This window comes from Empedobacter sp. GD03861, from assembly GCF_029840885.1.
Lineage (GTDB): Bacteria > Bacteroidota > Bacteroidia > Flavobacteriales > Weeksellaceae > Empedobacter > Empedobacter falsenii_B.
This window is the reverse complement of the sequence record NZ_JAOCDJ010000020.1, coordinates 17326-40319: the sequence shown is the minus strand read 5'-3', so window position 1 is coordinate 40319 and position 22994 is coordinate 17326. Positions and strand designations below refer to the sequence as shown.

Genomic DNA, 22994 nt, shown 5'->3' with positions numbered 1-22994 from the left:
AATAATATAAATGGAAGGCAAAGAGCGAGGGAACGCCCAAATAATTACAAAAAAAGCCCAACCGAAGTTGAGCTTTTTAAATATAGATGAAAGGGTAATAATTTACTCGCCTAAATATGAAACTGTCTTAGAATCTCCTTCAACAGTTACTTTAGTCAAGTTATATTTTGCTAAATTTTTCATTGATTTGTCCCATTTTTTACCGCTTAAAGCAGCTTGAGATTTTAATTCATTCAAATCAATGTTTTCGTTAGCTTTTAAAATTCCAATAATCTGAGTTTCTTCTTCTGTCAATTCGTAAGCTGGTGCAGCTTTTTCTGGACGCATTTGAGGGAAGAATAAAACTTCTTGGATAGATGGATTATTTGTTAAGAACATAATCAAACGGTCCATTCCGATTCCTAAACCTGATGTTGGAGGCATTCCATACTCTAAAGCACGTAAGAAATCTTGATCGATAAACATTGCTTCGTCGTCACCTCTATCAGCTAAAGCCATTTGTGCTTCAAAACGCTCACGTTGATCGATCGGGTCATTTAACTCAGAATATGCGTTAGCAATTTCTTTTCCACAAACCATTAATTCGAAACGCTCAGTTAATTCTGGATTATCACGGTGTTTTTTAGTCAATGGAGACATTTCTTTTGGATAATCTGTAATGAAAGTTGGTTGAATGTAGTTTCCTTCACATTTTTCACCAAAAATTTCATCGATTAATTTTCCTTTACCCATCGTCTCATCAACCTCGATTCCCATTCCTTTAGCAGCCTCAAATAATTCTGCTTCAGATTTTCCATCGATATCAAATCCTGTGAAATCAATAATTGATTGACGCATTGTTACACGTTTGTAAGGCGCTTTGAAATCAATTTTATGATCTCCAAAAGTTGCTTCAGAAGTTCCATTAACAGTGATTGCACAATGTTCTAATAATCGCTCTGTGAAATCCATCATCCAGTTGTAATCTTTGTAAGCAACGTAAATTTCCATTGCTGTAAATTCTGGATTGTGCGTACGATCCATTCCTTCGTTACGGAAGTTTTTAGAAAATTCGTATACACCATCAAAACCACCAACGATTAATCTTTTTAAGTATAATTCGTTTGCGATTCTTAAATATAATGGAATGTCTAATGCATTGTGATGCGTAATAAACGGACGAGCTGCTGCACCTCCAGGAATAGATTGTAAAACAGGAGTTTCTACTTCCATGTATCCACGATCGTTGAAGAAATTACGCATTGCGTTGAATAAACGTGTACGTTTTAAGAAAATTTCTTTCACGTGTGGGTTTACAACCATGTCTACGTAACGCATACGGTAACGCAATTCTGGATCTGTAAAAGCGTCAAATACATGACCTTCGTAGTCAGTTTTTACAATTGGTAATGGACGTAAAGTTTTTGATAACAACGTTAATTTTGTTACGTGAACAGAAATTTCACCCACTTTAGTTTTGAATTCATATCCTTCAATTCCAATAAAATCTCCGATATCCATCAATTTCTTGAAAATTGTATTGTACTCAATTCCTTCTTCAGAAGAAGAAATATCATCTCTCGAGATATAAACCTGTACACGACCTTCGCTATCTTGTAACTCAGCGAAAGAAGCTTTTCCCATTACACGAACACTCATCAATCGTCCGGCAAGCTTGACAACCTTTCCTTCTTCGTACTTTTCCTTAATTTCTTTAGAATTAGAAGTTACCACGAATTCTTCGGCAGGGTAAGGCTCAACGCCTAAGTCTCTTAATTGTTGTAGTTTTTCTCTACGAATAATTTCTTGTTCAGACAATTGCATAGTGAATATAATTTATATAAAATGAATGCAAAATTATGAAAAATAATCTTGATTCACGAAGTTTTTATGATTTAATAATGTAAGAATTATCAGTATTGATGCGAGTTTTAGTCTACTAACTCAAAACGACGCTCTAACGTGTAATCCGTATCTTGAAATTTCACCTTTTTGGTTTCGATACTATACGAAATCCAACCGTTATCTTTGATACGCGAAGTCGTTTTAACGTAATATTTTATGTCGTCTTTCAATCTTTTTTCAGATGGTTGTTCAGAACCTAATTTTGTTGCCAAATCTTTCAAATAGCTGTACCAAGAATTGGCCAACCAATCTTTATCGGCTTCCTGAAAACTTGACATAATGTAATTGGTTTGCGAAACTCCAATCTCATTCAATTTCAATTCTGTTGTCGCTGGAGTAGGAGAAGTGCTGAATAAATTGTCCATGTACGACTGATAAACAAACGGTGCACTTTCTAAAGTAAAATTACTTTTTCCGTAAAAATGATGAAATTGACGAATGTCTTTGTCAAATAATTTAACAATATTTTCTTCTGTAGAATACTGTTGAAGATTCTTTTTTATTAACGCAATCGCAGTAGGATTATCCAAATATTTATTCTCTAAATCTTCTGAAGATAAAACCAATTGTTTAATCGTTTTATCTAAATCTGTATAACCTAAAAATCGTCCGTCTTGATCTATTTTAAAGGAAATCGAAACATTATTAACTAACGAAAAAGGATTATTTAAAAATGATTTTGAATTGAATTGTATATTTCTGAAATTCCACTTTACAATGGTTTCGTTTTGATAAATATTTTCAACTTGAATAATAACGTTATAAGTATATTGTTCTTGATGCGAAATCGTGTCATCTTCCAATTTCACTTCACTTGTTGTTACATTATATCGTTTTTCGTTTCCAATATTCCAATATGTTTTGGGAAAAATAATCGTTTCCTGCGGAGCATTAAAAATGGTATCATTTTTAACAACCGGTGAAATTGTATCTTGAATAGGATCTTGGGCAAATATTTTTATCGAAAAAAATAGAAAAAACAGATAATATGTAAAATTAATTTTCATTTATAAGTAATCAAACTAATTCAAAAATAGAGCAAATTATCTAAAATGAAGTTTGAAATTCGTTAAAAAATAAAATTTAGTCATTTAAAAGTTTTATACTTAATTGATTAACTGTTTTCTTAGAACCAATATTTAAGCTAAATAAATATTCAGATTTGATTAAAATTGAATTCAAATCGTATGTATTTTCATATTTTACTTTTAATTCAACTGTTTCTGAATATTTTTTGATTTCTTTTTTTACCTGTTCTTGTGACAAATTCAGTTTAGCATCATTCAACATATAATACGCCATTTCTTCCCATAATTTTTCAAAATCATCTTTGCTCAAATTTTGGTCAGAAGCAATTGTATAAGTACCTTTTTCTTTGTTGATGTCTTTTAGATAAGTATTTGTTGTTGAAGAAATAGGAAATCCAAAAATATTTTCCTGTACTGATTTTCCTTCATACGTTTCACCTAAACGAAAATATTGTCCATTAAAATAATTGAAAACATGAATTTCTTGTTCAAAAACATACGGAACATACGTTTTTGACTTGACCATTTCCTCGATGTACGCAATATTTGCCTTATAATCATCAGATTTTTTGCGCTGTTTGCCAAGTTTATCTGTTATTTTAAGCAATTTTTCTTCAATCTGAGGAACATTTAATAATTCTAAAAATTCTCCAGAAGGATTTGTTGTGAATTCGTATTCTATTCCTTCAGAATTATTGATAAAATCGCGGTAAAATTCATCAGGATCATTAGATTGATTTTTACCATTTACAAATGTATACTTATTGGCAAAATCATTCTTGTCAACCAATTCCATCGATTTATTTGATTGGTTGATGACTTTAGAAACCGTGTCATTTACAGAAATCGAAAAGTTACGATCTGTAAATGAGTAGTTATATACTTTATTTAATTCTAAATTTGGTTTTACCTGTACAGATTTTTCTTCAAAATTCACCTGCGCAAAAATAGCAGGAGAATATAGTAAAATCAAGGTAAATAGGCTTGTTTTCATTCTCTCTAAAAGTTGTACAAATATAGAATGATTATTGAATATCCAAGTTATTTATTGAACGAATCATTGTATCAATTGGCTTAGTTTCCGAAATTTCTTTTTCCATCAAAGTTCCACCGATTTCTTTTAGCTTTTTAACCTGCGGAATAAAACGATTTTCTAGTGAACCTATAGCTTTATTGTAACTTTGGGTTGCTTGGTTAAGATTATGACCAACAGTTGCCAAATGTTGTATCAAAACATTCACACGATTGTATAATTCTATCCCTGCATCTCGCATTTGATATATATTTTCCGCAACATTTAATTGTTGCCAGCTAAACGCAATTGTGCGAAGCATTGTAATCAAAGTAGTTGGTGTTGCAATAATTATTCTATTGTTTAGTGCATCTTCTATCAAAGTTCGCTCCAATTCTAACGCAGCACCAAAAGAACTTTCAATTTGTAAATACATCACCACATAATCAGGCGCTTCTGTGTATTGATTCCAATAAGCCTTAGAGCTCAAATTTTTTAAATGTTCGCGGACAGCTTTTGAGTGCATTTGCAAATGATGTTTTCTCAAATTTTCATCTTCCGTTTCGAACGCAAGCATATATTGATTTAACGGAACTTTAGAATCGACAATAACTTTTCTATTTCCAGGAAGATTAACGATTAAATCCGGGCGAAGCAAACCATTTTCGGACTGAACAGAAGTTTGTTCTTCAAAATCACAAAAAGATGACATTCCAGCAAATTCAACGACACGACGCAATCCAATTTCTCCGTATTTTCCTCTTGTGTGTGAAGTTTTAAGAGCAGAAACTAATGTATTGGTTTCTTTTTGCAATTTATCAGTTGTACCACGCATTGAATCTAAGAAAACTTTAATTTCTGAATAAGCGCCTTCTCGTGCTTTTTCTATTTCGGATATTTTTCCGTCAAATTTATTCAAACTTTCATTTAATGGCTTGATTAACGAATCAATTGCTTGTTGACGTTTTTCTAAATCGTTTTGAGAATTAGTAAAATGTTTATCCAATGTTGTTTTCGCTAAATCAAGAAATTGTTCGTTATTACTTTTCAAAACTTGAGCTGAAAGTGCTTCAAATTGCTCTTTTAATCGTTCATTAGTTTCGAGCATAAACGATTTCTGATCCTCCACAGCTTTCATTGCTTCTTGATGGCGAACCGTTAATTCTGTATTTTTTTCGCGCTCTTTTTGCCATTGATCCAAATTGAAATTTGCATCATCTTTTATTTCGATAAATTCATTTTTTAGCGAATCATATTGCTTCTGAAGTTCTTGGTATTTTATTTCATTTCCAATTATGGCTGAATTTGCTTTCGACTTTGAATATAAAAAACTGATAACGGCTCCAATGATAAAAAAAAGGATGGATGAAAGTATGATAGCGCTGTTCATAATCTTAAAATTTAAACAAAGGAACGATTTTATACGACACAATATGTCGTTATTAAAAATAAAATCATAAAAAAACGACTTCTAAGAATCGTTTTTCATCTTAAATTAATTGTTTTTATCTCATTAGACAATTTTTGTGCCTTTTATAAAATGAACTAGATAAATTAATGTTAAGAAAAAAGACAGCTCGAAAAAGCTGCCTTTGTATGATTATAAATGAATAGAATCTTGGGATTCTGTCCTTAAATTATCTTTTGTTTCGAAGATAGAATTTTTGATGATTTGAGAACTTTCGTTCAAAATTGGTAAAATCTGGCTTTCGTCTTTTGTTTCTTTAAATCCTAATTCTAAAATCGGATCGATATAATACAAAATACTTGATGTTAAAAGTAAAGAGATTATTAATCCTAAAGCCGCTCCACCAAATCGATTAATGATTCCTAAACCAACTGCTTCTACCGTTTTTTGTGTTAAACTTGACGCTAATTTTATCGTGAAAAAAGCAATTGCAAATGTAATAACTAACGCAACCAAAGAAGTTAAGCTATCTGCAACAATATTGTACGAGTCGACATAAACTTCGATGATTTGATAAAATTTAAAACTTAACCAAATTGCTACAAAAAAACCGACTAACCCAATTAATTGAGAAATAAAACCTTTGAAAAATCCGTTGATAAAACCAAAAGCTAATGCAATTAAAATCAGAATATCAAGTTGATTGAAATCAGTCATTAAGCGTTTTGTAATTGATGTTTTTCAGCGATTTTTTTCAATGTTCCAACTAAGACATCAATATCTTCTTTAGATGTTTCGTATGAAAAAGATACACGTAAAGGTGTCATTTGATCAATTTCTTCTTCTGTGTACAATGTTTGCATAACTAATGAAACTTTTGCTGCACCAGAACTGCAAGCACTTCCTTGTGAAACAGCGATACCAGCTAATTCTAATTCGAATCCGATTAAGGCATCATGGAATGGTAATTTGATGCTTAATAATGCATACAAACTTTTGTCTAAATCATCTGATAATCCATTGAAAGAAACGCCTGGAATAGCTGCTTTTAATTGATCGATTGTATATTGTTTAATTTCTTTGATGTGATTTACATGAGCATCTAACTCATCAATCGCTAAATCAAAAGCTTTTGAAAGTCCAACAATTCCGTATACGTTTTCGGTACCAGAACGCATTCCTCTTTCTTGTCCTCCTCCAGCAATCAAGGCTTTTAAATGCGAAGCTTTTTTTGCATATAAAAATCCAGCACCTTTTGGTCCATGAATTTTGTGTGCTGAGCAAGAAGCGAAATCCATTCCCAAATCTTGGAAATCTAAATCGTAATGACCAACTGTTTGCACCGTATCTGTGTGGAACAATGTATTATTTTCTTGACACAATTGCGAAATACGTTTAATATCTGTTAAATTTCCAATTTCGTTATTAGCATGCATCAAAGAAACCAATGTTTTTTTAGATTGATCTTTAACTAATTCCTCTAATTGAGCATAATCAATGTCTCCATTTTTTTGAATATTGATGCGGATTACTTCAACTTTTCCACGATATTCTAAATCTTTGATACTTTCTTGTACGCATTTGTGTTCCATATCCGAAGTAATGATACGTGTAACATCTAAATCATTTACACAAGAACGTATAATCGTATTGTTAGATTCTGTCCCACAAGAAGTAAAATAAATTTCGGCAGGAGAAATATTTAAACGCTGCGCAATGTTCTTTCGAGCCATTTCTATAAGTGCCTTGGCTTCTCTACCAAAAACGTGGGTAGAAGATGGATTTCCGAAAACATTTTTCATCACATTTGCCATTTCGTCAACTACTTCTGGACGAATTGCTGTGGTTGCTGCATTGTCTAAATATACTCTTTGCATTATCGATTATTTACTGTATTGTTGTTTACTTTGAGGTTTTGAACAACAAATTTAAGTAAAATGTAAGGATTGAAAAAGTAAAATGTTATTTAAAACGCATCAAGTCCGAAGACAAAAATCTCCACTCAGGTGTAAGAAGTATGCCTTCTTTTGCAATATACCATGGTGAGATTAAATCGTTGCTTGGATTAGAAAGAATATGAATGTCTTGACTTGGATAATAACTTTGAGCCAAAATGAATATATTATTCCCATTTTTATCTTTCGCTAAATCAATTACCATTACAGCATGACTTTTTATATTTCCCTTTTGAAAAAATACATCGCCAATTTGAATCTCTTTGATAGAGATTGGTTTTAATAATTCAGCAATTGTATTTGAATTTGTATTTTCTAAATAATAGATCAAATATTGCATGTATTTCGTATGAGAATAATCTCCTTTTACATAGTCAGTGTAAGGAATTGGCTTTGTAGAAATTTTAGACAATTTATCTATTTCATTGTATTTTTTCGAACGGAAGAAATACTCTAAACGCAAACTCATCATCGCATTTGCATTAAACTGTACATTTTTTTTGGGTTGTTCTAAATCTAAAACTCCTACATATATATTTGGATTAGATTTTTTTTGACCATCAAAAGAATAAACAGCTGTATTATTGTTTTTGAGCGGAAGGTTATTTATCCATTTACCAAAATCTGTATAATTTTGATTCCTTTCATAATTTGGAGGTGTATCAAATTTTTTGAAAATTTTTAATTCACGAGAATGAATGAGACTATACTCCTCATTTTCTATCAATTCATTATTAGTAGAAGATTTTAGAATATGAGTATTACAGGACGATAAAAGAGTAAATAATATTAAAAATGTAAAACTTAAAAATTTCATTAAAACTAAAAAAAAACGTGCTATTCTTTGGTTAAGAGTTGAATTTGATCTCTTAATTCGGCTGCTTTTATAAAATCTAAATTTTTTGCAGCATTTTCCATTTCTTTCTGCAATTTTTGTACCAATTTCTCTTTATCTTCTGTCGAATAATTTTCATTAATCTCTGCTGCTTGTTGAATCAAATGTTTTTGTTCGTAAGGATTTTCTTCAAAATCTGCTGCAGCTAAACTTAGTTTCGTTATTTTTTTGTTTAAAGCTTGAGGAACTTTATTGTGATCTTTGTTGTATTTCATCTGAATTTCACGACGACGATTTGTTTCATCAATCGTTAATTGCATACTATCTGTAATTTTATCTGCGTACATAATCGCCAAACCATTCACGTTACGAGCAGCACGACCAACCGTTTGCGTTAAAGAACGATGACTTCTTAAAAAACCTTCTTTATCAGCATCCAAAATTGCTACTAGAGAAACTTCAGGTAAATCTAAACCTTCTCTCAAAAGATTAACTCCAACCAAAACATCAAATAATCCAGCGCGTAAATCAGCCATAATCTGAACACGTTCTAATGTATCCACATCAGAATGAATATAACGACATCGAACGCCATATTTTGTCAAATATTTCGTTAACTCTTCCGCCATTCGTTTCGTTAAAGTAGTGACCAAAACACGTTCGTCTAACTCTACTCGTTTATTGATTTCTTCCATCAAATCATCGACTTGATTTTGTGTTGGACGAATTTCAATAATTGGATCTAATAATCCAGTTGGACGAATGACTTGCTCTACAACAACTCCTTCCGATTTTTCTAATTCATAATTCGCAGGTGTTGCCGAAACATAAATCACTTGATTTTGTAAAGCTTCAAATTCTTCAAATTTTAACGGACGATTGTCCATTGCGGCAGGAAGTCGAAAACCATATTCCACCAAATTCTCTTTACGCGAGCGGTCCCCACCATACATTGCATGAACTTGAGAAACTGTAACGTGCGACTCATCAATCACCATCAAATAATCTTCTGGGAAATAATCTAATAAACAGAACGGGCGAGTTCCTGGATCGCGACCATCTAAATATCTCGAATAATTCTCGATTCCTGAACAGTAACCTAATTCTTTAATCATTTCCAAATCAAATTCAGTACGTTCTTGCAAACGTTTTGCTTCGAGATGTTTTCCTATTTCATGAAAATACTCAACTTGTTTTCCTAAATCGATCTGAATATCAGCAATTGCGCCATTCAATGTATCTTTAGAAGTCACAAAAAGATTAGCTGGATAAATATTAATTTTATCTAGTTTAGTTGAAGTTTTACCTGTTTCTACATTGAAAACTGAGATTTCTTCGATTTCATCACCAAAGAAATTAATTCTGATTCCATCATCCGCATAAGCAGGGAAAATATCTAATGTATCTCCTTTAATTCTAAAATTTCCGCGTTGAAAAATACCTTCTGTTCTCGAATATAAAGCTTGGACTAATTTATGCAAAAAAGCTGTTCTCGAGATAATTTGCCCCGTTTCAATCTGAATCACATTTTTATGAAATTCTGTTGGATTTCCAATACCATATAAACACGAAACTGAAGCCACAACCAAAATATCGCGACGACCAGAAAGTAGGGAGGAAGTTGTACTTAAACGAAGCTTTTCAATTTCTTCATTAATTGATAAATCTTTCTCAATATAGGTTCCTGATGAAGGAATGTAAGCTTCTGGTTGATAATAATCATAGTAAGAAACGAAATATTCGACTGCATTATTCGGAAAAAATTCTTTGAATTCCATATACAACTGTGCCGCCAACGTTTTGTTATGTGCCAAAACTAAAGTTGGACGTTGCACATCTTGTACAACATTCGCGATTGTAAATGTTTTACCAGAACCTGTAACACCCAAAAGTGTTTGATAACGATCATTATTTAGAATACCATTTGATAATTCTTCAATAGCTTTTGGCTGATCACCGGTTGGCTTGAATTCAGAATTTAATTGAAACTGCATTTCACAAATTTACAAATTATTCAGATAAAAAAGGGTTGTTATGAATTGTGATTTTAAATAGAAGTTGATAAAAAATAAAAAGGCGACTTTAAGTCACCTTTTCATCAAAACCACAAAAAAATGAGAAAACTGTTTACTTAGTAAACAAACTTCCTTCCATTATTACAAGCTATTGCCCGCTATAACCATTGCAAATATATGTCGGTTTTCTGTGCATGCACAATAATTTGTAATATTTTGTTTTATTGGTGTCGATAAAAGTTATTTATAATAGTGTTAAAACGTCTGATTACAACGTTTTCGTGAATTTGAATAAAATTTATAGTGTCAAGTTTACACTAGCGAATTTTCGCTAAATTCCATAAATTGTCTAATTCAGAAATGGTTAAATCAGCTATGTTTTGACCATTTTCTTTCGCGATTTCTTCTAATTTTTGAAAACGTGTGATAAATTTTTTGTTCGATCTTTCTAAAGCATCTTCAGAATTGATGCCATTAAATCGTCCATAATTAATCAAAGAAAATAAAATGTCACCAAATTCCATCTCTTTATCTGTTGGATTTTGTTCTTCTTTGAATTCATTAATTTCCTCGATAATTTTATCAAAAACTTGATCAGAATTTTCAAATTCAAATCCAACACCTTTTACTTTGTCTTGAATTCGGTAAGCTTTTACCATTGCTGGGAGAGAAGTAGGAACGCCAGAAAGTACAGATTTGTTACCTTCTTTTAGTTTGATTTGTTCCCAATTTTGAAGCACCTTTTCTTCTGTATTTGCTTCTACATCGCCGTAAATATGTGGATGACGATGAATTAATTTGTCACAAATACCATTTAAAACATCAGCAACATCGAAGTTGTTTTGTTCTGATGCGATTTTAGAATAAAAAACTAGGTGAAGAAAAACATCACCTAGTTCTTTTTTTATTTCATCCGAATCTTTTTCGATGATGGCATCCGAAAGTTCATAAATTTCTTCGATAGATAACGTACGCAACGTTTCCATTGTTTGTTTACGATCCCACGGACATTTTTCACGTAATTCATCCATTATATCCAACAATCTTTCGAAAGCCTGTAATTGATCTTTACGTGTATTCATCTCTAATTATTCAGCGTCTTTATCTTTTTTTGCTGTTGTTTTTTTAGCAGGTTTTTCTTCAGCGTCTTTTTTGTCAGCAGCCTTTTTAGCAGGAGCTTTCTTTTTTGGTTTTTCTTCCACAACAACTTCTTCTGTAGCTTCTACTTCAGCAACAGGAGCTTCTTGTGCTTGTTGAGCAGCCATTGCAGCTTCTACAGCAGCTAAGTCGATGTTTAATAATCCGTTTTTGTGTAAGATATTATACCATTGGAATAATTTTTTCAAATCAGAATCATAAACTCTTGAATCGTCATATTCTGGTAAAACTTCTTCCATATATTTACGCAATTCTGCACCAGAAGTTTTGTAATCGATCGTTTCTCCTCCGTTTTCTTTTTTGTAAATTCTGAAGAAAACTTCAGCCAAAGGAAATTCTTGTGATACTCCGTAAATAGCAACGTTGTCTAATAAACTAACATTGTAGTTAGAAGCGATTGAGATTTTTTTACCTTTTTCTAAATCTTCAACAACAAAACCACCTCTTGTTTGAGAAACTAAACGGTATAATCCTGGTTTTCCTGAAATTGCGATAACTCTTGATAAATCCATATTCTATTATGTTTAAGGGTCTATGAAGGGAATTTCATTTTGTAACTCGTGTTTACTTTCCCTTTTGTTATATTTTTTAATTTATTACTTATTAATTTCTTTTTAAAGCTCGAAATATAGTCAATAAAAAGCTTTCCTTCCAAATGATCGTATTCGTGTTGAATAACTCGAGCGCGAATATCCGAAAAAGTTTCGGTATGTTTCACCCAATTTTCATCAAAATATTCTAAAGTTACCGATTCTGGACGTGTTACATCTTCGTGAATGTGAGGAATACTCAAACATCCTTCTGTAAAAGCCCATTCATCACCTTCAGAACTACTGATTTTTTTTGGATTGATGAAAACTCGTTTGAAATCTTTTAATTCATCTTTTACATCATCATAATCTTCATCTTCTTCGAAAGGCGAGCAATCAACAACAAATAAACGTATATCTTTCCCGATCTGAGGCGCTGCGATACCAACTCCGTTAGAGTCATACATTGTATCGAACATATTTTGGATCAGTTCTTGTAAATTTTTATAATCTTGATCGATTTCTTGTGAAACTTTACGCAAGACAGGATCTCCGTAAGCTACAACTGGTAATACCATTTTCTGATCTTTTTTTATTAATTTAACGGCAAAGATACAATTTGTTATAGTTTATGTGATAAAAATGATTGTAAAATTATTACGGCACTCACTTTATCGACCATTCCTTTTTCTTGACGTTTTTTCTTTTTCATTCCTCCAGCAAACATTGCTTGAGAAGCCATTTTTGAGGTAAACATCTCATTTTCACGATGAATTTTGATCAACGGAAATTGTTCAGAAAATTTTTTCAAAAAAGGTTGAATTTGATTTTCAATCTCATTTAATTCTCCTGAAAAACGAACAGATAATCCAACTACAAGGTCAGAAACGTTTTCTTTCTCGATATATTGTTTCAAGAAATCCATCAATTTTGATGTATCAATTGTATCAACTGGCGAAGCTATAATTTGCAATTCATCGGTTACGGCAACGCCTGTTCTTTTTCCTCCGTAATCTAACGCTAATATTCGTGACATTTGGCAAATTTAAAAAAACGATTCAATAATAAATAATCTCTATGAAATCCCTTGATTATAATTTTTATATTTGTGGCTATTATTAATAAAGATGGAGAATTTAAAACAAATCATAGAAAAAGCTTGGGACAATAGAGAATTGTTACAAGAAGATGCAACACAAGCTGCAATTCGTGAAGTAATTGAGTTAATCGATAACGGACAATTACGTTGTGCAGAACCAGTTGGAGAAGATTGGCAAGTAAACGAATGGGTGAAAAAAGCAGTTGTAATGTATTTCCCAATTCAGAAAATGGAAACTTTAGAAGCTGGAATTTTTGAATACCATGATAAAATGGAATTGAAACGTAATTATGCTGAAAAAGGAATTCGTGTTGTTCCAAATGCTGTTGCTCGTTATGGTGCGTATATTTCTTCGGGAGTTATTTTAATGCCTTCTTATGTAAATATTGGTGCATATGTGGACGAAGGAACAATGGTTGATACATGGGCTACTGTAGGTTCTTGTGCTCAAATTGGGAAAAATGTTCACTTATCTGGTGGTGTAGGAATTGGTGGAGTTTTAGAACCATTGCAAGCTGCTCCAGTAATTATCGAAGATAATGCATTCATTGGATCTCGTTGTATCGTTGTAGAAGGAGTTCGCGTAGGAAAAGAAGCGGTTTTAGGAGCAAATGTTGTTTTAACAGCATCGACTAAAATTATTGATGTAACAGGTGACGAACCAATTGAAATTAAAGGTTATGTTCCTGCTCGTTCAGTAGTTATTCCAGGTTCTTACACGAAAAAATTTGCTGCAGGTGAATACCAAGTTCCTTGTGCATTAATCATCGGAACTCGTAAAGAATCTACAGATAAAAAAACTTCATTAAACGATGCATTGCGTGAGCATAATGTAGCGGTTTAATTAGAATAAAATTTTATAAAATATAATCCTCAGCAGTTTTGTTGAGGATTTTTTATTTTCGAATCAAACATATTTTAGTACTTTTGCTTTATAACTATGTTTTATGAAAATTTTGATTATCCAACACAAGATGATAGGCGATGTTTTAATCACATCATTGTTGTGCGAAAATATCAAAAGAGCTTATCCAAATGCTATTGTTGATTATTTAATCAATAGTAATACTTTGCCTGTTTTAGAGAATAATCCGTACATCGATCATAAAATTGTTTTTGACGAAAATGAAAACAAAGGTTTGATGAATTTGATTAAATTCTCGAAAAAAGTTAATCAAAATAGATATGATATTGTAATTGATGCTTACTCAAAATTACAGAGTTGGGTAGATGTTTTTATCAATAATGCACCAAAAAAAATATCGTACAAAAAGATTGGAAGAACGTTTTTGTATACAGATAATGTAGAAAAACATGACGAACCAAATTCATATTTAGGTTTAGCAATCGAACACCGTTTGGCTTTGTTAAAGCCTTTGGGAATAGAAGAACCTTTGACTACAGAACCAAAATTGTATTTAACGGAAGATGAAATAAATTTCGCTAAAGATTTATTTGTAAAACATCAAGTTGATACAACGCGAAAAACAATTATGATTAGTTTACTTGGTTCTGATCCTTCAAAAACTTATCCGTTGAATCAAATGGCAAAAATGGTTGATTTTATTGGTCAACATTATAATGTCAATATTTTATTCAATTATTTTCCGAAACAATTATCGCAAGCAAAAGAAGTATATAATCAATTATCTGATGAAACCAAATCGAAAGTTTATTTTGAATTGTTGGGTAATGATTTGCGCGAGTTTATTGCAATTGCAAACGAATGTGATGTGATTGTAGGAAATGATGGAGGAGCAATTAATATGTCCAAAGCTTTAGGGAAAAAATCATTTATTATTTTCTCTCCTTGGATTGATAAAAAAGTTTGGGCAACTTTCGAAGATGGAATTCATCACACAAGTGTTCATTTAAAAGATTATTTTCCTGAAAAACTTGGAGATTTAAACAATCGTCAAATAAAAAAACAAGTTGATGAATTTTATTTAATCTTTGACTTCGAGTTGTTTAAAGAAAAACTAGAATATTTCTTATCACCATTAATAAAATAAAAATAGAAATTTTGAGTTTCTATTTATAAAATTTGATTACTATAGAGAATGTCTACTAAAATTTCTGCTTTACTAATTACACTTAACGAAGAAAAAAACATCAAAAGATTTCTTGATGAGGCTAGTTATGCAGATGAAATAATTATTGTAGATTCATATAGTACAGACAAAACGGAAGAAATTGCATTCCAAAATCCAAAAGTAAAGTTTGTAAAACGCAAGTTTGATAATTTCACAAATCAACGAAATTATACACTTTCTTTGGCAAAAAATGATTGGGTCACTTTTTTTGATGCAGATGAAGGAATTTCTTTGGAGTTAAAAAAAGAAATTTTGACAATTGTTAATAATCAACCAAGGTTTGACGCTTATTTTGTTTATAGAAAATTCTTTTTCGAGAATAAGTTTATTAAATATTCGGGCATGCAAAGCGATAAAGCAATACGTCTTTTTAGAAAATCAAAATCTCAATATAAATCAGATAGAATGGTTCATGAGATTATAGAATGTAATGGTGAAGTTGGTTTTATGAAAAATAAATTAGATCACTATACTTTTGATAATGAACAAGAATATTTAGATAAACTTAATAGTTATTCACGTTTGCGAGCACAAGAACTTCGTCTTAGAAATTTGAAACCATCATTTTATCATTATACTATAAAGCCTGCTTATCGTTTTTTTAATTATTTCGTAATGAGACTTGGTTTTTTAGATGGAAAAGATGGTTATACAATCGCGAAACTACATGCAATTTCTGTTGCAAATCGTTATAAATATTTAGATGAAATTTATAGAAAAGAAAATCAAAACTTAGGTTAAATAAAGAAGTTTAAGATTTTATTATACATTTGTCATACATTAAAAATAGTATAATGAAAGCATATGTTTTTCCAGGACAAGGTGCTCAATTCTCTGGAATGGGTAAAGACTTGTACGAAAATTCTGAAATCGCAAAAGAATTATTTGATAAAGCAAACGAAATCTTAGGATTTGATATAAAATCAATTATGTTTGAAGGTTCTGCAGAAGACCTAAAACAAACAAAAGTTACACAACCAGCAGTTTTTTTACATTCTGTTATTTTAGCGAAAACTTTATCAGATTTTAAACCAGAAATGGTTGCAGGACATTCTTTAGGAGAAATTTCTGCTTTAGTTGCAAATGAAACGTTAGATTTTGAATCTGGATTAAAATTAGTGTACAAACGTGCTTTAGCAATGCAAGCTGCTTGTGAAGCTAATCCATCAACAATGGCTGCAATTTTAGGATTAGAAGACAAAATTGTTGAAGATGCTTGTGCAGAAATTGATGGAGTTGTAGTTGCTGCAAATTACAATTGTCCAGGTCAATTAGTGATTTCTGGAGAAATTGAAGCGGTTAACGTAGCATGTGAAAAATTGAAAGAATTAGGCGCAAAACGTGCTTTAGTTTTACCTGTTGGTGGAGCTTTTCATTCACCTTTAATGAAACCAGCGGAAGAAGAATTGGCAAAAGCCATTGAAGAAACAACATTCAATACGCCAATTTGTCCAGTATATCAAAATGTAAGTACAACTGCCGTTACAGATCCTGCAGAAATCAAGAAAAACTTGATTGCGCAATTAACTGCTCCTGTAAAATGGACGCAATCTGTACAAAATATGATTGCTGATGGTGCAACTGAATTTATTGAGGTTGGACCAGGAAACACTTTACAAGGTTTAGTAAAAAAAATAAACAGAGAAGTAACGACTTCTTCGGCACAAATCTAAACGAAATGAAAACATACCGTTCCAATGGAAAATTATTCCTTATCGGGGAATATATTGTAATTGATGGAGCGAAAGCATTTGCATTGCCCGCGAAATATGGGCAATGTTTGTTTGTAGAAAATTCATCAGAAACTGAGAATTTAATCACTTGGAAAGCGACGAAATTTGATAATTCTATTTGGTTTGAAACCGAAATTAGATTGAATGATTTAGAAATAATTTCTTCTACAAACGAGAAATTAAGTAAATCATTACAAAATATTTTAAAACAAGCTAAATCGTTAAATACTGATTTTTTCAATTCTAATAATAGTTATCAATGTTTAACAAAATTAGAATATCCTCAAGAATGGGGATTGGGTAGTAGCTCGACTTTGATTGATTTAATTAGTCAATGGATTGAAATAAATCCGTTTGAATTAAATAAATTGACCTTCAATACAAGTGGTTATGATATAGCTTGCGCACATCATCATCATCCGATTTTGTTTTCGAATAATCCTATTGAAGTTGAAGAATTGGAATTGAATTGGAATTTTAAAGATCAACTTTATTTTGTTTATCTTAATCAAAAGCAAGATACGCAAGCTGTTGTGGGAAATCATTACAAAAATAAACCAAAAGATTGGAAAATGATTCAGGATCTTTCTGATTTGGTTGTAAAAGCAACTAAAGTTGAGAGTTTAACTGATTTAGAAGCTATTTTAGATGAATATCAAGCACGATTAGGTGATTTTATGCAAATTCCGCAAGTCAAAGAATTGTATTTTTCTGATTATTTAGGAACTGTAAAAAGCCTCGGAGCTTGGGGCGGAGATTTTGTTTTAGTGACGTATAGAGAAGGAATGCACGATTATTTTAAAGAAAAAGGATATGAGATAATTATTCCATTTTCTGAAATGATAAAATAATAAAAAAACAGATTTGATTTCAAATCTGCTTTTTTGTTATTATTTTTTACCGATAATAGCTTTCAATTTCTTTTTTCGAGCTTGTTTTGTTTGAAATTTATGTTGAAATTCTTGTGTTTTATTCCACATTTCTTCAATCACTTCTTGTTCCAGTTTATTAATAAGTTTCGCATATTCTTTTCCCATAATTTCAATCATTTCTTTTTGAGGAGTTAGACGAGAAAAATTTTTAATTCGAATATCAAAACTCATTGAATTGTGAAAATTCATACGGTTTAAATCAACCAAATAAAATTCATATTGATTTTCACCAACTTGCTTAATTAAAGTATTTCCAGGAGAATGATCTAAAAATTCAATTCCAGCTTCATGCAAATCAAATGTGAATTTTGTGAATTGTTTCAAGATTTCGTTTCGATTTTCCCAAGTTGGAATTTCAACTAATTCACGATAAGTTAAATCAGCTTCAACTAATTCACAGAAATAGTAACTATTATTAAAACTTATAGGAGTTTTATTTTCTACAAATGCAATAGGATAAGGAGTTAGAAAACCTAATCTAATCAATTCTTTTGCATATTCATAAGAGCGTTCAGCTTTTGATTTTCTAAAAAATCTATAAACGAATTTGTTAACGATATTAGGTATTTTGAACGATTTTATTGTTGCAACTTTTTGATTCGCTAATATTACTTTTTTGATTGAATTACGATCACCTTTGGCTACATAATCAGTAATCGAATCATATCGATCAATAATATGCTCTATCTCTTGCGAAGTTGTGTTATAACTTGGGTTTACTACAATATTTTGACTCATTCTTTACAAATTACAAAGAGAAAATATATTAATTTCTTTTTCTATTTTACAATGCCAAAGATATGTTTATTTTTGTTGATATGAAGATTAATACGAGCTTAGTTTTATCGACCTATAATTGGCCAGCTGCTTTAGAACTGGTACTTAAAAGTATAGCGTCGCAAACTGTACTTCCACAAGAAGTGCTTATTGCTGATGATGGGTCGAAACAAGAAACAAAAAATCTAATCGATTCAATCAAAATGACTTTTCCAGTTCCAATTAAACATATTTGGCATGAGGATAATGGTAATCGAAAGGCAATAATTATGAATAAAGCGATAGCAGAGGCTTCTTCTGAATATATTATTAGCATCGATGGTGATGTGATTTTACATCCAAATTTTGTTCAAGATCATTTGATGATGGTGGAAAAGAATGTGTATTTATACGGATCTCGTGTTAATATTCAAGAAAATGCTTTGACGGAATTATTTGTATCTAAAAATGTAGATTTTAATTTCTTCTCTAAAGGAATTAAAAAACGTGGTAGAACACTTCATTTTCCTTTTTTAGCAAAAAATCAGAAGAAACATCCGAATTATTCTTCAAAAATGAGAGGATGTAATTTTTCATTTTGGAAATCAGATTTTATTAAAGTCAATGGATATAATGAAGAATTTACAGGATGGGGAAGAGAAGATTCGGAATTAGTTCTAAGAATGCATAATGCAGGAATAGAGGCTAAGCGATTAAAATTTGCAGGAATCGTTTATCATATATATCATAACGAACAAAGTAAATCTTTCTTGGATCGTAATGATAAGATTCAACAACAAACTATACATCAAAAATTAACTTTTGCCGAGAAAGGCATCAATCAATATATCTAAATGTTAGATTTAAGCATCGTAACGATAAATTTTAATACAAGTGACGCAACAATAGCATGTGTTAAAAGTATTATAGAGAAAACAACTTTATTATATTACGAAATTGTAATTATTGATAATGCATCTGAATCGGATGATTATCTGAATTTAGAAAAACAGGTTAAAAAACTTGATTTACCTAATGTTAAATTAGTACGAAGCAATATTAATACAGGTTTTGGAACCGGTAATATGATTGGTTATGCAGAAACGTCGCCAAGTAAATATGTTACATTTATTAATAATGATGTTGAGTTAATTGATGATTGTTTTCCTATTTTAAAATCTTATTTAGATAACAATTTAGATGTTGGTGTTGTTTCACCTCAATCAGTCAATGAACATTTAGATTTTGTTCCAACAATCGATCATTTTGCGTCATGGCAACGTGAGATTTTTACCAGAAAAGTTTTAGAAATTGTAAATTCTAAGAGATATCCAAAACGTAAAAAAGCTTATACAGAACCCGTAGTTGCCGATTTTATAGCAGGTTCATTTATGTTTGTTCGTCGCGAGGATTTTGATAAAGTTGGAGGATTTGATAAAAATATCTTTTTGTATTACGAGGAAACAGATTTATCTCGTCGAATGAAGGGAATTGGTCAAAAAACAGTTTTGATTTCGACAATACAGTATAAACACTATCATGGATTAAGTACAAAGAAATCTATTGCGATAAAATTAGAACAAAAATTATCACTAATTTATGTGGTAAAAAAACACCAAGGTTGGCTTGCTTCAAAAGTTTTATTGATCTATTTTGGAGTCAAATATTTCTTTTCAACTTTAATTAGTCCTAAGAAATGGACTTTACTTAAAGCTACTTTAAAAGGAATGCCGATGTCTTTATCCTTAAAATTTAAACAAAAAACAAAAGAAATATATATCAAGATGATTTGTGCATTTGCAACAAAAATGTGTTTTTTAGAATCTGTCGATTTCTAAATAGTTTATAATAATAAGAATTACTAGTGGTATCGAAAATTATTATGAAGTTTTGAATAAGACTTGAATATATTTTTGAAATTTGCACACGAATCAAAAAAGATATCTATTAAATTAGATTCACATCAAATTAAGTAAATAAATGTCTGATATTCACGAAATTGTAGAACAACTAAAAGAAGGTAAAACAATGTTATATCCAACAGATACTATATTAGGTATCGGATGTAGCGCAAAAAATGAGGAGGCTATTCAGAAGATATTCGATATTAAGAATAGACCATCTTCAAAATCTTTAATTATTTTGGTTGATTCTCCGAAAATGTTACAAGATATTGTAGAAGTTCCGGAGCTGGCTTGGGATTTAATGGATTTTAATGAAAAACCAATCACGATTATTTACGATAATCCGAAAGGTTTACCAAAATCTTTAATCGCTGAAGATAATACAATAGCTATTCGATTAACAGACGATTTATTATGTAAGAAAATTATTGGTCGTTTAAATGCACCAATCGTTTCTACATCTGCTAATTTATCTGGCGATCCATCACCAAAAGTGTTAAAAGAAGTAAGTTCTGCAATACAAGAAGGTGTTGATATCGTTTTAGAGGAATGTAAAACCTTTGAACCTCAGTTTACTGCATCTACTATAATTAAATTAGGGTTAGATAATGAAGTAAAAGTAATTAGAGAGTAGTTTTTTTAGTCAAATCTTTTACTTTTGCAAAATGAAAATCCAAGAAGCTGTAACATTACCATTATTTAATAACGTCTGCGAGGTTGCTGATCAAATTAATCAGGAAACTTATGTAGTTGGTGGTTTTGTACGCGATTATTTATTAGGAAGAGAACAAAAAAAAGATATTGATTTTGTAACTGTTGGCAATGGTATTTTGTTAGCAAAAGAATTGGCTAATAAATTAGGACATACATCACAAGTTTCAGTTTTTAAACGTTTTGGAACAGCAATGTTCAAATATAAAGACACAGATTTGGAGTTTGTAGGTGCGCGAAAAGAAAGTTATTCAGAAGACAGTCGAAAACCACATGTTGAAGACGGAACGTTGGAAGACGACCAAAAACGTCGTGATTTTACGATCAATACATTGGCAATTTCGATGAATAAAGAGAATTTTGGTGAATTAATTGATCCTTTTAATGGAGTTGAAGATTTGAATAATAAAATTATCAAAACACCATTAGAGCCGAATGTTACCTATTCTGATGATCCTTTACGCATGATGCGTGCGATTCGTTTTGCAGCTCAATTGGATTTTGAAATAGAAAAAAAATCTTTTCAGGCAATAATTGATAATGCAGAACGTATTAATATCGTATCTTTTGAACGCGTAATGGATGAGTTTCAGAAAATTATGATGACTGACAAACCTTCGGTCGGATTATTGTTGTTGGAACAATCAGGATTAATGCAACATATTTTACCAGAATTGGTTGCGTTAAAAGGAATCGAAGAGGTTGAAGGTCAGAAACATAAAGATAATTTTTATCATACGTTAGAAGTCGTTGATAATATTTCTGTCAACACAGATAATGTTTGGTTACGTTGGGCAGCGTTGTTGCATGATATTGGAAAAGCTGTAACAAAACGTTTTGATAAAAATGTAGGTTGGACATTTCATTCGCATGAATTTGTTGGATCAAAAATGGTATTAAAATTGTTCAGACGATTAAAATTACCATTAGGACCGCAAGTAAAATATGTTCAGAAGTTAGTCATGATGAGTTCTCGACCAATTGCTGTTGTAACAGACGATGCTACAGATTCGGCATTACGTAGATTATTGTTTGATGCTGGAGAAGATTTCGACGATTTAATTACGCTTTGCAAAGCTGATATTACAACAAAAAATGAACGTAAACAAAAACGTTTCAAACAAAATTTTGAAGTTGTAGAACAAAAAATAAAAGATGTTGAAGAACGTGATAAAGTACGTAATTTTCAACCACCAATTACAGGTGAACAAATAATGAAAATATTTGATATTCAGCCAGGAAAAGAGATTGGAATCTTAAAAAATGCCATCAAAGAAGCAATTTTAGAAGGCGAAGTAGAAAATAATTATAATTCTGCATTAGAATTTGTAATTAATATGGGAAAAGATTTAAATTTGGAACCGAAAAATATTTAGAAAGTGATATATAAAATTCGTGTATTCCTTGATGCAAAAGAGGATGTTTTTAGAGACATAGAAATTAAAGAGAAGCAAACATTATTCACATTGTACAAAGGTATTATTAGTGCTTTTAGTTTACAAGGTGAGGAGTTGGCATCGTTCTATGAAGTAGATGAAGATGGAAACCAAACAAAAGAAATTCCTTTAGAGGATATGTCTGATGATGGAACTGATGAAACAATGGCTGATTTTTATATCAAAGAAGCTTTTGCTAATCAAGGAGATCGTATGGCTTTTGTATATGATTTTATGGAAATGTGGACATTTGTGGCTGAATTAATTTCTGTAGAAGATAAACCAGCTGTTCTTAATTATCCATTAACGGTTTACCGTTTCGGTTCAATGCCTCTTAAAGCGCCTAAAAAAGACATGATGGTTGATTTAGACGATGAAGAAGATATTGATTTTGCAGAAGATGCTGAATTAAATGATTTACAAATCGACGAAGATTTAGACGTAGACGATTTATAAAAACTACAACTAATCAACTTATATATCAAAAAATCTGAATGGGAACATT

General features: G+C 31.1%; 23 protein-coding genes. 10 read left to right on the top strand and 13 right to left on the bottom strand.

What is annotated here, in order from left to right:
* Window positions 1-102: 102 nt before the first annotated feature.
* The 12 genes from lysS to ruvX form a co-directional block, all read right to left on the bottom strand.
* On the bottom strand, window positions 103-1803 hold the full coding sequence (gene lysS / locus N5D03_RS10155) for a lysine--tRNA ligase (RefSeq protein WP_280051555.1): 1701 nt from the start codon (window positions 1801-1803) through the stop codon (window positions 103-105).
* Between the two features lie 107 nt (window positions 1804-1910).
* On the bottom strand, window positions 1911-2891 hold the full coding sequence (locus tag N5D03_RS10150; RefSeq protein WP_280051554.1) for a hypothetical protein: 981 nt from the start codon (window positions 2889-2891) through the stop codon (window positions 1911-1913).
* A 76-nt stretch (window positions 2892-2967) separates the two neighbouring features.
* On the bottom strand, window positions 2968-3906 hold the full coding sequence (locus N5D03_RS10145) for a hypothetical protein (RefSeq protein WP_038333483.1): 939 nt from the start codon (window positions 3904-3906) through the stop codon (window positions 2968-2970).
* Window positions 3907-3937: 31 nt separating this feature from the next.
* Window positions 3938-5314: a DNA recombination protein RmuC gene (rmuC, locus tag N5D03_RS10140; protein ID WP_280051553.1), complete on the bottom strand. Its 1377-nt coding sequence runs from the start codon at window positions 5312-5314 to the stop codon at window positions 3938-3940.
* Between the two features lie 210 nt (window positions 5315-5524).
* Window positions 5525-6049, bottom strand: a complete 525-nt coding sequence (locus N5D03_RS10135; protein ID WP_114999807.1) for a CvpA family protein — start codon at window positions 6047-6049, stop codon at window positions 5525-5527.
* On the bottom strand, window positions 6049-7209 hold the full coding sequence (locus N5D03_RS10130) for a cysteine desulfurase family protein (protein WP_280051551.1): 1161 nt from the start codon (window positions 7207-7209) through the stop codon (window positions 6049-6051). The genes N5D03_RS10135 and N5D03_RS10130 overlap by 1 nt, the downstream gene beginning before the upstream one ends.
* 85 nt (window positions 7210-7294) lie before the next feature.
* On the bottom strand, window positions 7295-8014 hold the full coding sequence (locus N5D03_RS10125) for a DUF4846 domain-containing protein (protein WP_181816289.1): 720 nt from the start codon (window positions 8012-8014) through the stop codon (window positions 7295-7297).
* 110 nt (window positions 8015-8124) lie between these two features.
* Window positions 8125-10116 (bottom strand): excinuclease ABC subunit UvrB, encoded by a 1992-nt coding sequence (gene uvrB / locus N5D03_RS10120; RefSeq protein ID WP_125350149.1) that lies wholly within the window; start codon window positions 10114-10116, stop codon window positions 8125-8127.
* 338 nt (window positions 10117-10454) lie between these two features.
* Window positions 10455-11219 carry a nucleoside triphosphate pyrophosphohydrolase gene (gene mazG, locus N5D03_RS10115; protein WP_038333498.1) on the bottom strand — a complete coding sequence of 255 codons (765 nt, stop codon included), beginning with the start codon at window positions 11217-11219 and terminating at the stop codon, window positions 10455-10457.
* Between the two features lie 6 nt (window positions 11220-11225).
* The gene (locus tag N5D03_RS10110) at window positions 11226-11807 is read right to left on the bottom strand and encodes a DUF5606 domain-containing protein (RefSeq protein ID WP_280051549.1); all 582 of its coding nucleotides are present in this window, start codon (window positions 11805-11807) and stop codon (window positions 11226-11228) included.
* A 20-nt stretch (window positions 11808-11827) separates the two neighbouring features.
* Window positions 11828-12403, bottom strand: a complete 576-nt coding sequence (def, locus tag N5D03_RS10105; RefSeq protein ID WP_114999818.1) for a peptide deformylase — start codon at window positions 12401-12403, stop codon at window positions 11828-11830.
* A 44-nt stretch (window positions 12404-12447) separates the two neighbouring features.
* Window positions 12448-12861 carry a Holliday junction resolvase RuvX gene (gene ruvX, locus N5D03_RS10100; protein ID WP_038333513.1) on the bottom strand — a complete coding sequence of 138 codons (414 nt, stop codon included), beginning with the start codon at window positions 12859-12861 and terminating at the stop codon, window positions 12448-12450.
* 91 nt (window positions 12862-12952) lie between these two features.
* Between ruvX and N5D03_RS10095 the strand changes: the two genes are divergently transcribed.
* From N5D03_RS10095 to N5D03_RS10075, 5 genes are all read left to right on the top strand, one after another.
* On the top strand, window positions 12953-13768 hold the full coding sequence (locus tag N5D03_RS10095; protein WP_038333520.1) for a 2,3,4,5-tetrahydropyridine-2,6-dicarboxylate N-succinyltransferase: 816 nt from the start codon (window positions 12953-12955) through the stop codon (window positions 13766-13768).
* A gap of 103 nt (window positions 13769-13871) precedes the next feature.
* A complete protein-coding gene (locus N5D03_RS10090) occupies window positions 13872-14936 on the top strand; it encodes a glycosyltransferase family 9 protein (RefSeq protein ID WP_280051546.1) in 1065 nt (354 codons plus the stop codon).
* Between the two features lie 48 nt (window positions 14937-14984).
* Window positions 14985-15758 (top strand): glycosyltransferase family 2 protein, encoded by a 774-nt coding sequence (locus N5D03_RS10085; RefSeq protein ID WP_280051544.1) that lies wholly within the window; start codon window positions 14985-14987, stop codon window positions 15756-15758.
* 53 nt (window positions 15759-15811) lie between these two features.
* Window positions 15812-16690, top strand: coding sequence for an ACP S-malonyltransferase (gene fabD, locus N5D03_RS10080; RefSeq protein WP_280037485.1), 879 nt, complete (start codon window positions 15812-15814; stop codon window positions 16688-16690).
* A 5-nt stretch (window positions 16691-16695) separates the two neighbouring features.
* Window positions 16696-17601: a GYDIA family GHMP kinase gene (locus N5D03_RS10075; RefSeq protein WP_280051542.1), complete on the top strand. Its 906-nt coding sequence runs from the start codon at window positions 16696-16698 to the stop codon at window positions 17599-17601.
* Between the two features lie 39 nt (window positions 17602-17640).
* Here N5D03_RS10075 and N5D03_RS10070 read toward each other — a convergent pair whose 3' ends face one another.
* Window positions 17641-18420: a lipopolysaccharide kinase InaA family protein gene (locus tag N5D03_RS10070; RefSeq protein WP_280051541.1), complete on the bottom strand. Its 780-nt coding sequence runs from the start codon at window positions 18418-18420 to the stop codon at window positions 17641-17643.
* Between the two features lie 62 nt (window positions 18421-18482).
* Here N5D03_RS10070 and N5D03_RS10065 point away from each other — a divergent pair, with 62 nt between their 5' ends.
* The 5 genes from N5D03_RS10065 to N5D03_RS10045 all read left to right on the top strand — a co-directional run bounded on the left by N5D03_RS10065 (window position 18483) and on the right by N5D03_RS10045 (window position 22945).
* Entirely contained in the window at window positions 18483-19292 is an 810-nt protein-coding gene (locus N5D03_RS10065; RefSeq protein WP_280051540.1) for a glycosyltransferase family 2 protein, read from the top strand.
* Window positions 19293-20276 (top strand): glycosyltransferase family 2 protein, encoded by a 984-nt coding sequence (locus N5D03_RS10060; RefSeq protein ID WP_280051539.1) that lies wholly within the window; start codon window positions 19293-19295, stop codon window positions 20274-20276.
* A 151-nt stretch (window positions 20277-20427) separates the two neighbouring features.
* A complete protein-coding gene (locus N5D03_RS10055) occupies window positions 20428-20976 on the top strand; it encodes an L-threonylcarbamoyladenylate synthase (protein WP_280051556.1) in 549 nt (182 codons plus the stop codon).
* A 31-nt stretch (window positions 20977-21007) separates the two neighbouring features.
* Window positions 21008-22429, top strand: coding sequence for an HD domain-containing protein (locus N5D03_RS10050; RefSeq protein ID WP_280051537.1), 1422 nt, complete (start codon window positions 21008-21010; stop codon window positions 22427-22429).
* Between the two features lie 3 nt (window positions 22430-22432).
* Entirely contained in the window at window positions 22433-22945 is a 513-nt protein-coding gene (locus N5D03_RS10045; RefSeq protein WP_038333549.1) for a hypothetical protein, read from the top strand.
* Window positions 22946-22994 lie beyond the last annotated feature (49 nt).

What these genes read in the sequence shown, in the direction of transcription:
- lysS (WP_280051555.1), bottom strand. Translation starts at nt 1,803, where the DNA reads ATGCAATTGTCTGAACAAGAAATTATTCGTAGAGAAAAACTACAACAA.
- N5D03_RS10150 (WP_280051554.1), bottom strand. Translation starts at nt 2,891, where the DNA reads ATGAAAATTAATTTTACATATTATCTGTTTTTTCTATTTTTTTCGATA.
- N5D03_RS10145 (WP_038333483.1), bottom strand. Translation starts at nt 3,906, where the DNA reads ATGAAAACAAGCCTATTTACCTTGATTTTACTATATTCTCCTGCTATT.
- rmuC (WP_280051553.1), bottom strand. Translation starts at nt 5,314, where the DNA reads ATGAACAGCGCTATCATACTTTCATCCATCCTTTTTTTTATCATTGGA.
- N5D03_RS10135 (WP_114999807.1), bottom strand. Translation starts at nt 6,049, where the DNA reads ATGACTGATTTCAATCAACTTGATATTCTGATTTTAATTGCATTAGCT.
- N5D03_RS10130 (WP_280051551.1), bottom strand. Translation starts at nt 7,209, where the DNA reads ATGCAAAGAGTATATTTAGACAATGCAGCAACCACAGCAATTCGTCCA.
- uvrB (WP_125350149.1), bottom strand. Translation starts at nt 10,116, where the DNA reads ATGCAGTTTCAATTAAATTCTGAATTCAAGCCAACCGGTGATCAGCCA.
- mazG (WP_038333498.1), bottom strand. Translation starts at nt 11,219, where the DNA reads ATGAATACACGTAAAGATCAATTACAGGCTTTCGAAAGATTGTTGGAT.
- N5D03_RS10110 (WP_280051549.1), bottom strand. Translation starts at nt 11,807, where the DNA reads ATGGATTTATCAAGAGTTATCGCAATTTCAGGAAAACCAGGATTATAC.
- def (WP_114999818.1), bottom strand. Translation starts at nt 12,403, where the DNA reads ATGGTATTACCAGTTGTAGCTTACGGAGATCCTGTCTTGCGTAAAGTT.
- ruvX (WP_038333513.1), bottom strand. Translation starts at nt 12,861, where the DNA reads ATGTCACGAATATTAGCGTTAGATTACGGAGGAAAAAGAACAGGCGTT.
- N5D03_RS10095 (WP_038333520.1), top strand. Translation starts at nt 12,953, where the DNA reads ATGGAGAATTTAAAACAAATCATAGAAAAAGCTTGGGACAATAGAGAA.
- N5D03_RS10090 (WP_280051546.1), top strand. Translation starts at nt 13,872, where the DNA reads ATGAAAATTTTGATTATCCAACACAAGATGATAGGCGATGTTTTAATC.
- N5D03_RS10085 (WP_280051544.1), top strand. Translation starts at nt 14,985, where the DNA reads ATGTCTACTAAAATTTCTGCTTTACTAATTACACTTAACGAAGAAAAA.
- fabD (WP_280037485.1), top strand. Translation starts at nt 15,812, where the DNA reads ATGAAAGCATATGTTTTTCCAGGACAAGGTGCTCAATTCTCTGGAATG.
- N5D03_RS10075 (WP_280051542.1), top strand. Translation starts at nt 16,696, where the DNA reads ATGAAAACATACCGTTCCAATGGAAAATTATTCCTTATCGGGGAATAT.
- N5D03_RS10070 (WP_280051541.1), bottom strand. Translation starts at nt 18,420, where the DNA reads ATGAGTCAAAATATTGTAGTAAACCCAAGTTATAACACAACTTCGCAA.
- N5D03_RS10065 (WP_280051540.1), top strand. Translation starts at nt 18,483, where the DNA reads ATGTTTATTTTTGTTGATATGAAGATTAATACGAGCTTAGTTTTATCG.
- N5D03_RS10060 (WP_280051539.1), top strand. Translation starts at nt 19,293, where the DNA reads ATGTTAGATTTAAGCATCGTAACGATAAATTTTAATACAAGTGACGCA.
- N5D03_RS10050 (WP_280051537.1), top strand. Translation starts at nt 21,008, where the DNA reads ATGAAAATCCAAGAAGCTGTAACATTACCATTATTTAATAACGTCTGC.